Annotated in this window: 12 protein-coding genes; 11 read left to right on the top strand and 1 reads right to left on the bottom strand. The window is 49.5% G+C overall.

Translation table 11 applies throughout. The features are described from left to right. The first annotated feature begins 151 nt into the window (after positions 1–151). The 4 genes from CBX96_RS00445 to ompW all read left to right on the top strand — a co-directional run bounded on the left by CBX96_RS00445 (position 152) and on the right by ompW (position 3863). The gene (locus tag CBX96_RS00445; protein ID WP_011717657.1) at positions 152–1138 is read left to right on the top strand and encodes a fumarylacetoacetate hydrolase family protein; all 987 of its coding nucleotides are present in this window, start codon (positions 152–154) and stop codon (positions 1136–1138) included. 83 nt (positions 1139–1221) lie between these two features. Continuing rightward, on the top strand, positions 1222–1872 hold the full coding sequence (maiA, locus tag CBX96_RS00440; protein WP_109285329.1) for a maleylacetoacetate isomerase: 651 nt from the start codon (positions 1222–1224) through the stop codon (positions 1870–1872). 300 nt (positions 1873–2172) lie between these two features. Next, positions 2173–2760 (top strand): nucleotidyltransferase family protein, encoded by a 588-nt coding sequence (locus CBX96_RS00435; RefSeq protein ID WP_109285328.1) that lies wholly within the window; start codon positions 2173–2175, stop codon positions 2758–2760. A 455-nt stretch (positions 2761–3215) separates the two neighbouring features. Beyond that, positions 3216–3863, top strand: a complete 648-nt coding sequence (gene ompW, locus CBX96_RS00430) for an outer membrane protein OmpW (RefSeq protein WP_181382114.1) — start codon at positions 3216–3218, stop codon at positions 3861–3863. Positions 3864–3947: 84 nt separating this feature from the next. On the opposite strand, the gene CBX96_RS00425 is transcribed toward ompW, so the two are convergent. Next, positions 3948–4691, bottom strand: a complete 744-nt coding sequence (locus CBX96_RS00425) for an SDR family oxidoreductase (RefSeq protein ID WP_086902424.1) — start codon at positions 4689–4691, stop codon at positions 3948–3950. A 117-nt stretch (positions 4692–4808) separates the two neighbouring features. Here CBX96_RS00425 and CBX96_RS00420 point away from each other — a divergent pair, with 117 nt between their 5' ends. The 7 genes from CBX96_RS00420 (at position 4809) to CBX96_RS00390 (ending at position 12845) form a co-directional block, all read left to right on the top strand. Then, positions 4809–5243, top strand: coding sequence for a YbaY family lipoprotein (locus CBX96_RS00420; RefSeq protein ID WP_109285326.1), 435 nt, complete (start codon positions 4809–4811; stop codon positions 5241–5243). A 69-nt stretch (positions 5244–5312) separates the two neighbouring features. Next, on the top strand, positions 5313–6254 hold the full coding sequence (metA, locus tag CBX96_RS00415) for a homoserine O-succinyltransferase (protein WP_099457843.1): 942 nt from the start codon (positions 5313–5315) through the stop codon (positions 6252–6254). 454 nt (positions 6255–6708) lie between these two features. Next, the gene (locus CBX96_RS00410) at positions 6709–7899 is read left to right on the top strand and encodes an acetyl-CoA C-acyltransferase (RefSeq protein WP_109285325.1); all 1191 of its coding nucleotides are present in this window, start codon (positions 6709–6711) and stop codon (positions 7897–7899) included. Positions 7900–8034: 135 nt separating this feature from the next. Further along, positions 8035–9534, top strand: coding sequence for a CoA-acylating methylmalonate-semialdehyde dehydrogenase (locus CBX96_RS00405; RefSeq protein ID WP_011623348.1), 1500 nt, complete (start codon positions 8035–8037; stop codon positions 9532–9534). Between the two features lie 164 nt (positions 9535–9698). Then, the gene (locus tag CBX96_RS00400; protein ID WP_086902403.1) at positions 9699–10856 is read left to right on the top strand and encodes an acyl-CoA dehydrogenase family protein; all 1158 of its coding nucleotides are present in this window, start codon (positions 9699–9701) and stop codon (positions 10854–10856) included. Positions 10857–10920: 64 nt separating this feature from the next. Next, positions 10921–11694: an enoyl-CoA hydratase gene (locus CBX96_RS00395; RefSeq protein ID WP_011623346.1), complete on the top strand. Its 774-nt coding sequence runs from the start codon at positions 10921–10923 to the stop codon at positions 11692–11694. Continuing rightward, positions 11694–12845, top strand: a complete 1152-nt coding sequence (locus tag CBX96_RS00390) for an enoyl-CoA hydratase/isomerase family protein (protein ID WP_011717647.1) — start codon at positions 11694–11696, stop codon at positions 12843–12845. The genes CBX96_RS00395 and CBX96_RS00390 overlap by 1 nt, the downstream gene beginning before the upstream one ends. The last annotated feature ends 78 nt before the right edge of the window (positions 12846–12923 follow it).

The following is a 12923-nucleotide window of genomic DNA, read 5'->3' as shown; positions in this document are numbered from 1 at the left end:
ATTTCTACGCGCAGCAAACCCTAACGCCGAGTCTAAAAAGGCAAGATTGCCCGCACTCGTTGTCACCCATTCCCGTTAGCTGAGCGTATCGGCTAACCATAAATAGATAAAAAAGCGCAGTACGCCGAGCCGTAGAAGCACAGGAGCAGATATGAAACTTGCCAGTTATAATAATGGTCGCCGTGATGGCCAGCTGATGTTAGTGAGCCGCGATCTTACTCAAACGGTTGCCGTACCCGCGATTGCCCACACGATGCAACAATTACTCGATGGTTGGGATCTGCTCAAGCCACAATTGCAAGAACTGTATGATGCGCTGAACGAAGGCAAATTACCAAACGCACAAGCCTTCGATGAAGCCAAATGTTTATCACCTTTGCCACGTGCGTACCAGTGGGCTGATGGTAGCGCCTATGTTAACCATGTGGAATTAGTCCGTAAGGCGCGCGGCGCTGAAATGCCTGAAACCTTCTGGACCGATCCGCTGTTTTACCAAGGCGGCTCTGACAGCTTTATCGCGCCAAAGGCGGATATCCCGCTTGCGAGCGAAGACTGGGGCATTGATTTCGAATCGGAAATCGCCGTGATTACCGATGATGTGCCTATGGGCGTGAGTGTTGAAAATGCTACCGCGCATATTAAGCTGTTGATGTTAGTGAATGATGTGTCACTGCGTAACCTGATCCCCGCAGAGCTGGCCAAAGGTTTTGGTTTCTTCCAATCCAAACCTTCGAGCAGCTTCTCTCCTGTCGCCATCACGCCAGATGAATTAGGCCATCGCTGGGAAGATTCAAAGGTGCATTTACCGCTTATCACCCACTTAAATGGCGAACTATTCGGTCGCCCGAATGCGGGTGTGGATATGACCTTTAACTTCAGTCAGTTAGTTTCTCATGTTGCTAAAACCCGTCCATTAGGCGCGGGCGCGATTATCGGTTCTGGTACGATTTCTAACTATGACCGCAGTGCCGGCTCAAGCTGTTTGGCCGAGAAACGTATGCTCGAAGTGATCGCCGACGGCAAAGCTAGCACACCGTTTATGCGTTTTGGTGACACAGTGCGCATCGAAATGCTTGATGATAATGGCGCCTCAATTTTTGGTTCTATCGATCAAAAAGTGGTTGAGTACAAGGCGTAAGGCTTTTGTGTTTACACAGTGACAGATAATATTGACGGGGCTTTTAGCCCCGTTTTTTCAGGATGACATAAGGACAGAGTGAGATGAAACTATACGGTTATTGGCGCTCTAGCGCCGCCTATCGTGTGCGTATTGCCCTCAATCTTAAAGGCGTGAGCGCCGAGCAGTTGTCGGTGCATTTAGTGCGTGATGGTGGCGAGCAGCATAAGGCGGATTATATCGCCCTAAACCCGCAGGAGCTGGTGCCGACCTTAGTGGTCGATGATGAGCAAGATGGTGATGCCTTATCTCAATCCCTCGCCATTATCGAGTATTTGGATGAACTTTATCCAAAGACGCCGCTGCTGCCTGCATCGGCGCTTGAACGTGCCCATGTGCGTGCCATGGCGTTAACCATCGCCTGTGAAATTCATCCACTCAATAACCTGCGGGTATTGCAGTATTTAGCTCAGAAGCTGAACGTCGACGAAGAAGCCAAAACCGCTTGGTATCACCATTGGGTGGCGAGCGGATTTGCGGCGCTCGAAACTCAACTTGCGCGCCATAGTGGCCGTTATTGCTTTGGTGACAAAGTGACGCTGGCGGATCTGTGCTTAGTACCACAGGTTTACAACGCCCAGCGTTTCAATGTGGATTTAACGCCGTACCCCAATATCATGCGGGTATGGGCTGAGTGTAATCTGTTGCCAGCCTTTGCGGATGCAGCGCCAGAGCGTCAAGCCGACGCGGTTTAAGCCATTTTGTGGTGAGTATCGTTTGTCCAAGATAAGGTTAAGCTTGTCGCCAAACCAGCTTAAGTGATAAGACTCATTTTATGAGTCTTATCATAGCAATGGCGTTGCTAAGGCGGTTATTGGAAGATGATTTTCAATAAATGAATAGGTTATTGGCTTTTTTGTCATCAAGTGGTTAAGTGCAGTATTTCTAATAACGATCTCTAATAGCGATTTCAATAACGATGACAAATGGCATAAATCGACGCCCAGTGATAGTCCATTCTTATGTGCTAGCCAAGATAACAGCGGATTTTAGGCATGACTGAAACGGAATTAGCTGCAGTATTACGTACATGGCTAAGCCAAGATAAGCATCGGATGAGGGCGCTTGAATTGGCGCAGCAATGCGCCCAAGTGCATAGTTTGCCGCAGTGGTGCTTGGCGGCGGGGTTTGTCCGCAATTTGGTGTGGGACAAATTGCATGATATTCAGCAGCGTCCGTTAAACGATATCGATCTGATTTACTATTGCCCCTTGGATACTCGTCCCGAGCGGGATAGGGCGATAGAAGCATACCTGCAAACTCTGGCGCCAGAGTTACCTTGGTCGGTAAAAAATCAGGCGCGCATGCACCGTAAGAATCACGACAACCCCTATCAATCGACACAGGATGCGATGACTTATTGGCCAGAACAGGAAACTGCCGTCGCTGTTTATATTGCGTCAATTCCTAACACACCCACTTCCGTCATCGATAGCTTACAGCTTATCGCCCCCTTCGGTTTAACCTCATTATTTGCCTTGCAGTTAACCCATAATCCCAAGCGTGCGTTGGCGGTGTTTGAGCAGCGCCTTGCCGCAAAGGGTTGGCTTTCGCAATATCCGCACCTGACTTTGGCCGAGTAAGAGCATCAATCGTTAACGTCAGACTCTTTCACCCGTTAGTGACTCAAACCCATATCAAGCCCACCAGATAAACGAGTTTGAGTGATGACTCCTAGCTTGATTGAAGTTTATGTCGAGTTTATTTCTCCCTATTTTTATGCCCGCTTGTACCTCAATGAGCTGAGCTTTCTTAAAACCGATGTAAATATTTTGTAAGCGGCGCGATGACGCAATTACTCCTTGTGGAGGTATTTAGCTGTGGCTAATGAATGCGGTAAGTCACAAAAAATGAACTGGTATTATCAATAAATGTTTAGATAGCGTGATACGGATCCCATGGCTTATACCTCAAAATAAGTATCACCACTTAATCTTGATTTGGATCAATAAGGTAAACGAATTTATCTGGCAGTGTAGGCGTCAATTGTTAAGGATGTAATGTAAAACAAAAACCTATGTTGTACATATGGAGTATGATGATGAATAAAACTACTGTTTCTACACTGATCGCCGCCACCCTGTTAGCCGCTGGTTTCTCTGCTTCTGTTTCTGCCCATCAAGCGGGCGATATCATTGTTCGTGCTGGTGCTGTGGTTGTCGCACCCAATGAATCAAGTGATGATGTCGCGGGCAATGGTGAGTTTCAAATCAGTAATAACACCCAACTGGGCTTGAACTTTGGCTACATGTTGACCGATAACTTCGGCGTAGAGTTATTAGCAGCGACTCCATTTAGCCACGATGTGTCTTTAAAAGGCGTTGGTAAAATTGCAGAAACTAAGCACTTACCGCCAACCTTAGTTGCACAGTATTATTTCGGTGATGCTCAATCTAAATTACGTCCATATGTGGGCGTTGGTGTGAACTACACTAACTTCTTCGACAATGAATTCACTAACGATTTAAATGGTGCCTTAACTGACCTAAGCATGAGCACTTCTTGGGGCTTAGCGGCGCAAGTGGGTTTAGACTACCAAGTGAATAAAAACTGGTTAGTAAACGCCTCTGTGTGGTACGCGCAAATTAGCAGCGATGTGAAGTTTAAATTAGCGGGTGATACAGTGGTTATCGATACCGATATTAACCCATGGGTTTATATGGTCAGCGTAGGTTACACTTTCTAATCATCTGATTTTAAAGTAACAAAAAAGGAGCCTGTGGCTCCTTTTTTGTTTTTCGCAGTTTATAAAGCTAAACGCGGCATAACACTACTTTTTAGCCTTTTTCGGCTTCCAGTGGCGCGTGTTGTAGATAAACTCTGGCAACAATTTCGTTAGCCAAGCCACTAAGCGCCAACGCTTGGTCACATACACGCGGCGTTTACCCTGCTGCATGGCCTTAATGATTTGCGCCGCCACTTGCGGGAGTGGGGCAAGCCATAGCGTACTTTGCTGCATGGCGGCCTTATCCAGTAAACCGAGTTGGATATCGGTAATGGTAATGGGCAACTTAAGCCGCTGGGCATGCATGCTTAAGCCTTCCAAATAATTTTGCGCAAAGGCTTTAGAGGCATGATAAGCCACACTTGGGCCGCCGCGCAGACCAGCAATCGAGTTGATGGCGGCAAGCTGGCCATAACCCTGCTCGCGAAATAATCTAAATGCCGTATTGCAGATAGCGGCAAAGCCCCGCACATTGACATCGATAATGTCCTGCTCAGGTAGCCATGGCAGCTCAGGATCGTAGCTATTGAGTCCGGTATTCACTAAGACTAAGTGGGCGCCACCTAAGTCGTGCCAAACGCTTTCGAGTTGCTTGATGATGGCACTTGGCTGTTCAATTTGCAGTGAAAAGACCTGAACTTTAGTGGGCAGGGTCGAGGCAAATTCGCGGAGTGATTCGACATCTTGGGCAAAAAGGGCTAATTCAACCTGCTGATCGGCCAATTGTTTGGCAAGTTCGCGGCTTAAATGTGAGCTAGCGCCCACAATTATCGCAGTTGCTTGGGTCATAAATTTTTCGGCAACGAAATGGTGGCTTATCATAGGAAGATATGCCCAGCATGACAAGATTTATAGCTTGGGTGTATAGACATCCAGAAGTCTTTATGTATGATTAGGAGAAATGAAATGAGACAAGGGTTAAGGATTAGCGGACTGACATCTGCATGGCAAAAATTAGCGGCTATGGTGTTACTCGCCGTCACCACGGTGATTTCAGGTTGTGCCACACCTAATGCGATTGTCGAGATTAAAGGTGAGGCCATGTACCGCGAACGTATCGCATTGCCCGCCGATGCCAAGTTGATAGTGCAGTTGCTTGATGTCTCTAAGATGGATGTGCCCGCCGTAGTCATGGCAGAGCGCGTTTCCCAAGGGGCGAAAACCCCAACGCCGTTTAGTTTTTCGATGGGGCGTGATCAGTTTGAAGCGGGGCATACCTATGCCATTGGGGCAAGGATAATGCTCGGTGATAAGTTATTGTTTATTAATACTCAAGCCTATCATGTCGACCTCAATTCGACTGAGCCTATGACGATACTGCTTGAGAAAGTCGGTCGCTAATTTGTTTGCTCTTTGATGAGTGGCATACCCGCGCCGGAACCTTTGATTGTTAAATAGAAGAGGCGCGGTATGCCAGTTAAAATTCCAGATCATCTGCCTGCAGCAGGGATTTTAGAATCTGAAAATATTTTCGTAATGTCCGAAACCCGGGCTGCCAATCAGGATATCAGACCGATGAAGGTGCTGATCCTGAATCTGATGCCCAATAAAATCGAGACAGAAACCCAGCTTCTACGCCTATTAGGTAACACGCCATTGCAGGTGGATGTGGATTTACTGCGTATTCACGATAAAGAGTCGAAGCACACCTCAATCGATCATATGAACACCTTCTACCGTGACTTTGAGGACGTGCGTCATAAAAACTACGACGGCCTGATCATCACAGGCGCGCCCCTTGGGCAAATAGATTTCGAAGAAGTCACTTACTGGGATCATATCCGCGAGATTATCGATTGGTCACAGCAGCATGTTACCTCAGTGCTCTTCCTCTGCTGGGCGGCTCATGCGGGGCTTTACCATCTCTATGGTTTAAATCGGAAAATCCTGCAGCAAAAGCGTTCTGGAGTGTTTGTGCATCGCCGTACTTGCCAACATTTCCCGTTGCTGCGCGGGTTCGATGATGAGTTCTTTGCACCGCATTCCCGCTTTGCCGAGATGGATATCGAGGAACTTAAACAACATCCTGAGCTGCAGGTGTTGGCGGAATCCGATGAGGCTGGGGCTTACTTAGTTCTCAGTCGTAACAATCGCAACCTGTTTGTGATGGGTCACCCCGAATACCAAAAATCTACCTTAAACGATGAATATCATCGGGATTTGGCGCAGGGATTAAATCCTAATGTGCCGCAAAACTATTATCGTAATGACGATCCTAAGGCCGATGCCATTGCCCGTTGGCATAGTCATGGCAGTTTGTTAGTCAGCAACTGGCTTAACTATTATGTGTACCAATTAACGCCTTACGATCTGAGTGATATGACAGCGATGACGCCGTGGGAGTCGCAGTAGCTTTCCTCTTGGCTCTTATTGGGATGCTCGTTTTAACAGTGTGGCATTGGCAACCAATGCCACACTCCTTATCAAGTAGCTATTGCCATGTTGTTTTTACTGACAGAATCTCTGGCTGGCTTAATCATTCGGTTGATTGCATCACAAGCTTCCAATCTTAGCTTCCAAGTCCTGATTTACCTTTCTCTCGCGTTATAAGCTTCTTTTATGACTCAGCTTTTGGCCACAAGCTAATCAGTTTGTGATTTTTGCAAATTTCATTTTACCGCGTCACTTCAACATTTCGTCCCTTTGACTGTAAATCCTGACTGACAATTTTTGTGGGATTTTATCGACACATTAGACCAAGGAATACTTGCTTTACGTTCGCGTAAACGTCAGAGTGGTTTCAATGTCACTATTTATCCGCCACTGGCGAGTGTTACCGCTATGGCACATTTAGCTTGGAGTCCCCATGAGTACTGAACAATTTAACCAAGAGATCGTTATTGTTGCCGCTAAACGCACCCCTATGGGTGGTTTTCAAGGCGGTTTGTCTGGCGTAACGTCTCCGAGCTTAGCGGCCACCGCCATCAAAGCCCTGCTCACTGATACCCAAGTTGCGCCTGACAAGGTCGATGAAGTGTTAATGGGCTGCGTATTGCCAGCGGGTCTGGGTCAAGCGCCTGCGCGTCAGGCGACTTTAGGTGCAGGTTTACCTCTGTCTGTGGGTGCAACCACAGTGAACAAAGTCTGTGGCTCTGGGATGAAAACCGTGATGCTCGCCCATGATTTATTGAAGGCGGGCAGTGCTAAGTTGGTGGTTGCTGGTGGTATGGAAAGCATGAGCCAAGCCCCTTACTTGCTAGATAAAGCGCGCTCAGGCATGCGTATGGGCCATGGCAAGGTATTAGATCATATGTTCCTCGATGGTTTAGAAGATGCCTACACTGGCGGCGCTATGGGCACATTCGCCCAGAAAACCGCCGATGAATACGGCTTAACCCGCGAGCAAATGGATGCCTTCGCCCTAAGCTCACTGGAAAAAGCCAACGCGGCCATTCAATCTGGCGCCTTTAAGGCGGAGATTGTGCCCGTCACAGTAAGCGATCGCCGTGGTGATGTGACTATCGACACCGATGAGCAGCCAGGTAACGCTCGTCCTGAAAAAATCCCTGCACTGCGCCCAGCCTTTGCTAAAGACGGCACTATTACTGCGGCAAACTCAAGCTCAATTTCCGATGGTGCGGCGGCGCTGATGCTAACCACCCGCGCCAATGCCGAGCAGTTAGGCTTAACTGTGCTTGCCACTATTAAGGGCCACACCACCCACGCCCAAGAGCCATCACTCTTTACCACGGCGCCTGTTGGCGCTATGGCAAAACTGCTAAGCAATGTGGGCTGGTCTAAGGATGAGGTTGATCTGTTCGAAATCAACGAAGCCTTTGCCATGGTGACTATGCTGGCGGTTTCTGAATTAGGTTTAGACATGGCCAAAGTAAACGTGAATGGCGGCGCCTGCGCCTTAGGTCATCCTATCGGTTGCTCGGGCGCACGTTTGCTGGTGACCTTAATCCATGCACTTAAAGCCCGTGGGCTTAAGCGCGGCGTAGCTTCACTCTGTATAGGTGGCGGTGAAGCGACCGCTATGGCAATCGAAGTCTAATCAAAGGCTTAATCGCGAATAACGGCAAAAAAATCAACAAGACCAAGACAGAGCTGGCAAGGGCAAACATCCCGCTGAGGATAAACATAATATCGCACCGCCAGCTCGACCCTAAACAAGGAAAAGGATTGCAACATGACCACACAAGTTAAGCATTACATTGATGGCGAATTCACCACAGGCACAGGTACATCACAAATCGTGGTGACCAATCCCGCTAATAACGAGCCAATCGCCCTTATCAACAGCGCTACGGCCGATGAAGTGCACGCGGCCATTGCCAGTGCCAAGGCGGCTTTTAAGACGTGGAAAGAAGTACCTGTGTCTGAGCGTGCCCGTGTCATGTTGCGCTACCAACACTTACTTAAAGAACACCACGACGAACTTGCGACTATCCTTGCCAAAGAAACGGGCAAAACCTTTGAAGATGCTAAGGGCGATGTGTGGCGCGGAATTGAAGTGGCAGAACATGCCTGCAACATTGCCTCATTATTGATGGGCGAAACCGTTGAGAACGTCGCGCGTTCAATCGATACCTACAGCTACACTCAGCCTCTTGGTGTGTGTGCGGGCATCACGCCATTTAACTTCCCAGCGATGATCCCGCTGTGGATGTTCCCTCTGGCGATTGCCTGCGGTAACACTTTTATCCTTAAGCCATCAGAGCAAGACCCAATGACGCCGCAGCGCTTAGTTGAGCTGTTTGTCGAAGCGGGCGCGCCAAAGGGCGTATTACAACTGGTGCATGGCGATAAAACGGCGGTCGATATCCTGCTGGCAGACCCTGCGGTGAAAGCTATTTCCTTCGTCGGCTCTGTGGCTGTAGGTCAATACATCTACAAAACTGGTACCGATAACTTAAAACGCGTGCAAGCCTTTGCTGGGGCGAAAAACCACTGCGTGATCATGCCTGATGCGAATAAGCAGCAAGTGATCAACAACCTAGTGGGCGCATCGGTTGGCGCTGCGGGTCAACGCTGTATGGCGATTTCGGTCGCGGTATTTGTCGGCGCGGCTAAAGAGTGGATCCCAGAGCTTAAAGAAGCCTTAGCTAAGGTTCGCCCAGGTTTATGGGACGATAAAGAAGCCGGTTACGGCCCGCTGATTAGCCCAGCCGCTAAAGCGCGCGTGCTCAAACTTATCGCCCAAGGTAAGGAAGAAGGCGCAGAGTGTTTACTCGATGGCAGCGACTTTAGCGTGGCCGGTTTCGAGTCGGGTAACTGGGTAGGACCGACCATGTTCACTAAGGTCACGACCGATATGAGCATCTACAAAGAAGAAATCTTCGGCCCTGTGCTTTGCTGTATGGAGTCCGATTCATTAGAAGATGCCATCGAACTGGTTAACGCCAGCCCTTACGGCAATGGTACCTCTATCTTTACCGCAAGCGGCGCCGCCGCCCGTAAATATCAACACGAAATCGAAGTTGGCCAAGTCGGCATTAACGTGCCTATCCCTGTGCCATTACCTTTCTTCTCATTCACGGGTTGGAAGGGCAGTTTCTACGGCGACCAACACGCTTACGGTAAGCAAGCGGTACGTTTCTACACTGAAACTAAGACCATTACTTCCCGCTGGTTCGAGTCGGACATTGCCGTGGCCGCAGGTCCAAATATGAGTATTAACTTGCGCTAAGCGGTTTTAAAAACAGTTTCAACGCATTGTGAAACAGCAGGTTTTTTAGTCTAAACGTGGCGCCAGTTGGCGCCCATTGATGATAAGCCTGCCGATAAAATCACTGTGTATTACGCAAAAGATATTGACGAAAAGAAATGGCCAAAGAGTCATAGGAGAGCCAAATGGATTTTAATTTCAACGAAGACCAACGCCAATTTGCCGATCTGGCCCGCCAGTTCGCGGCGGATGAACTCGCCCCCTTTGCCGCCAAATGGGACGAAGAACATCATTTCCCTAAGGATGTGATCCAAAAAGCCGGTGAGCTGGGTTTCTGCTCCCTGTATTCCCCCGAGTCGGAAGGCGGTATGGGACTGTCGCGCTTAGATGCCTCGATTATTTTCGAAGAGCTATCGAAAGGCTGTACAGCCACAACAGCCATGCTGACGATTCACAATATGGCCACTTGGATGGTCACCACTTGGGGCACAGAGACGCTGCGTCAAGCATGGTCAGAGCCTTTGACCACGGGCCAAATGCTCGCCTCTTACTGCTTAACTGAGCCAGGTGCCGGCTCGGATGCGGCATCCTTGCAAACCAAAGCGGTGCGTGAGGGTGATGAATATGTGGTATCTGGCTCTAAGATGTTTATCTCGGGCGCAGGTTCAACGGAATTATTAGTTGTAATGTGCCGCACTGGGCAAGCTGGGCCAAAGGGGATTTCCGCGATTGCCATTCCTGCCGACAGTGAAGGCATTATCTATGGCAAGGCCGAAGATAAGATGGGCTGGAACGCGCAGCCGACGCGCTTAGTGACCTTCGATAACGTGCGCGTGCCTGTGGCGAACCTGCTCGGCGAAGAAGGCCAAGGCTTTACCTTTGCGATGAAAGGCTTAGACGGTGGCCGTATCAATATCGCTACTTGCTCTGTCGGTACGGCGCAGGCGGCTTTAGAGCGTGCAACTCAGTACATGAATGAGCGTCAGCAATTTGGTAAACCGCTGGCAGCCTTCCAAGCACTGCAATTTAAACTGGCCGATATGGCGACCGAATTAGTGGCCGCGCGCCAAATGGTGCGTTTGGCCGCCTTTAAACTCGACAGTGGTGACCCAGAAGCTACCGCCTATTGCGCGATGGCGAAGCGTTTTGCCACCGATGTCGGCTTCCAAGTTTGTGACGCTGCGCTGCAAATTCATGGCGGATATGGTTATATCAGGGAGTACCCCTTAGAGCGTCACTTCCGTGATGTTCGTGTACACCAGATTTTAGAGGGCACTAACGAGATTATGCGCCTCATTATCGCCCGTCGTTTACTCGACGAAAATGCCGGACAAATCCTCTAAGCTGCCCAGATGGGACTGTAGGATTTGGCGATAACCGATTGGAAATATAAGGGAGCCGAAACAGATGGAATATTTAGTTGAGCGTATCGAAGGCCACACGGCGATTCTGACGATGAATAATCCGCCGGCCAACACTTGGACCGCCCAGAGTTTGCAGGCGCTCAAGGCCAAAGTGCTGGAGCTTAATGCCAACAAGGACATTTACGCGCTGGTGTTAACAGGCGAGGGCAACAAGTTTTTCTCCGCGGGTGCCGATTTAAAACTGTTTAGCGACGGTGATAAGGGCAATGCGGCGAGCATGGCAAAACACTTTGGCGAAGCATTTGAAACCTTAAGCCAGTTCCGCGGCGTGTCGATTGCCGCCATTAACGGCTATGCCATGGGCGGCGGCTTAGAAGTCGCGCTGGCCTGTGATATTCGTATCGCCGAAACCCAAGCCGTGATGGCATTGCCTGAGGCCACTGTTGGCCTGTTGCCCTGTGCGGGCGGTACCCAAAACCTGACCGCTTTAGTAGGCGAAGGTTGGGCAAAACGCATGATCCTCTGCGGTGAGCGGGTGAATGCCGCCCAAGCGCTGAATTTGCGTTTAGTCGAGGAAGTGGTTGAAACGGGTGAAGCCTTAAATGCGGCGATTGCACTGGCCGCCAAAGTGGCGAATCAGAGCCCAAGCAGTGTGACTGCCTGTAAGACACTTATCCAAGCTGGGCGTCAAATGCCGCGCAGCCAAGCCTTACCGATAGAGCGTGAACTGTTTGTCGGATTGTTCGATACTGAAGATCAGGCCGAAGGCGTGAACGCGTTTTTGGAAAAACGTAAAGCTGATTGGAAGAACCGCTAATGACAAATTTAGTAGATAAGGCTGCACACACGTCCACCACACAAAATGTGGTTTTTCAAACCTTAGCCACCGCCTCAGGTAAATTAGTTGGGGTGGTGACGCTCAATGTTGAAAAAGCCCTCAACGCCTTGGATCTCGATATGGTTCGAGCCATGACGGTGCAGCTCAATTTGTGGAAAAAAGATCCGTTAATCGCCTGTGTGGTACTCGATGGCAGCGGAGAAAAGGCGTTCTGTGCGGGTGGCGATGTGCGCGCGTTATATCACGCGTCTGTTGCCGCTAAGGGACAAGTGACTGAGGTCGCTAAAGTATTCTTCGAAGAAGAATATCGTCTCGATTATCTACTGCATACCTATGGCAAACCTGTGCTGGTATGGGGAGATGGCATAGTGATGGGCGGCGGTCTGGGCCTGATGGCGGGCGCAAGTCATAGAGTCGTGACTGAAACCTCCCGTATCGCCATGCCCGAAGTCACCATTGGGCTTTATCCCGATGTGGGCGGCAGCTATTTCCTCAACCGTATGCCGGGCAAGATGGGGCTGTTTTTAGGGCTAACGGCCTATCAAATGAATGCCGCCGATGCCTGTTACGTTGGCCTTGCCGATCATTATCTGAATCGTGACGACAAAGAGCTGATGTTCGATGCCATGGCGACCCTCGACTGGAGCGATACGCCAGCGCTAAACCATCAACGACTCGATACGATGATCAACGAACTGTCGAACCAAGTGGACATCCCTAAGGGCGATAGTTTACTGGCTGAGAGCCAAGAGATGATCGACCGACTGATGGCGGGCAGCTTGACGGATATCGTCAGCCGTATGTCAACCTTAAGCACCGAAGAAGCCTGGTTAAATAAAGCCTGTGCGACCATGCTCGCGGGCAGTCCTATCAGTTGGCATTTGGCGTATATCCAAACCCAACTCGGCACTAAACTCAGCCTAGCGCAATGTTTTAAATGGGAATTAACCGTCAGCGTTAACACCTGCGCTAAGGGCGATTTCTGTGAAGGCGTACGGGCACTGCTGATCGATAAAGACAGACAGCCCAAATGGCAATTTGCCGATGTGCAATCCGTGCCAAACAGCGTTATCGAGGACATTTTGACCTCACCTTGGGGAGAAGAGCATCCCTTAAGCCAATTAAGCTAAGCCAATCGATGGCAGGCAGAGCGAGCGCTTTGCCTGCCATTTTTGTCTGGAATAACAACTATCTGGAATAATAAAGAC

Source organism: Shewanella sp. BC20 (assembly GCF_003129585.1).
GTDB classification, from domain to species: domain Bacteria; phylum Pseudomonadota; class Gammaproteobacteria; order Enterobacterales; family Shewanellaceae; genus Shewanella; species Shewanella seohaensis.
This window is presented reverse-complemented; position numbering and strand designations above follow the sequence as displayed.

Coding starts and splice junctions, on each gene's coding strand:
- ompW (WP_181382114.1), top strand. CDS start 3,216: ATGATGAATAAAACTACTGTTTCTACACTGATCGCCGCCACCCTGTTA.
- metA (WP_099457843.1), top strand. CDS start 5,313: ATGCCAGTTAAAATTCCAGATCATCTGCCTGCAGCAGGGATTTTAGAA.
- CBX96_RS00420 (WP_109285326.1), top strand. CDS start 4,809: ATGAGACAAGGGTTAAGGATTAGCGGACTGACATCTGCATGGCAAAAA.
- CBX96_RS00395 (WP_011623346.1), top strand. CDS start 10,921: ATGGAATATTTAGTTGAGCGTATCGAAGGCCACACGGCGATTCTGACG.
- CBX96_RS00425 (WP_086902424.1), bottom strand. CDS start 4,691: ATGACCCAAGCAACTGCGATAATTGTGGGCGCTAGCTCACATTTAAGC.
- CBX96_RS00390 (WP_011717647.1), top strand. CDS start 11,694: ATGACAAATTTAGTAGATAAGGCTGCACACACGTCCACCACACAAAAT.
- maiA (WP_109285329.1), top strand. CDS start 1,222: ATGAAACTATACGGTTATTGGCGCTCTAGCGCCGCCTATCGTGTGCGT.
- CBX96_RS00410 (WP_109285325.1), top strand. CDS start 6,709: ATGAGTACTGAACAATTTAACCAAGAGATCGTTATTGTTGCCGCTAAA.
- CBX96_RS00445 (WP_011717657.1), top strand. CDS start 152: ATGAAACTTGCCAGTTATAATAATGGTCGCCGTGATGGCCAGCTGATG.
- CBX96_RS00435 (WP_109285328.1), top strand. CDS start 2,173: ATGACTGAAACGGAATTAGCTGCAGTATTACGTACATGGCTAAGCCAA.
- CBX96_RS00400 (WP_086902403.1), top strand. CDS start 9,699: ATGGATTTTAATTTCAACGAAGACCAACGCCAATTTGCCGATCTGGCC.
- CBX96_RS00405 (WP_011623348.1), top strand. CDS start 8,035: ATGACCACACAAGTTAAGCATTACATTGATGGCGAATTCACCACAGGC.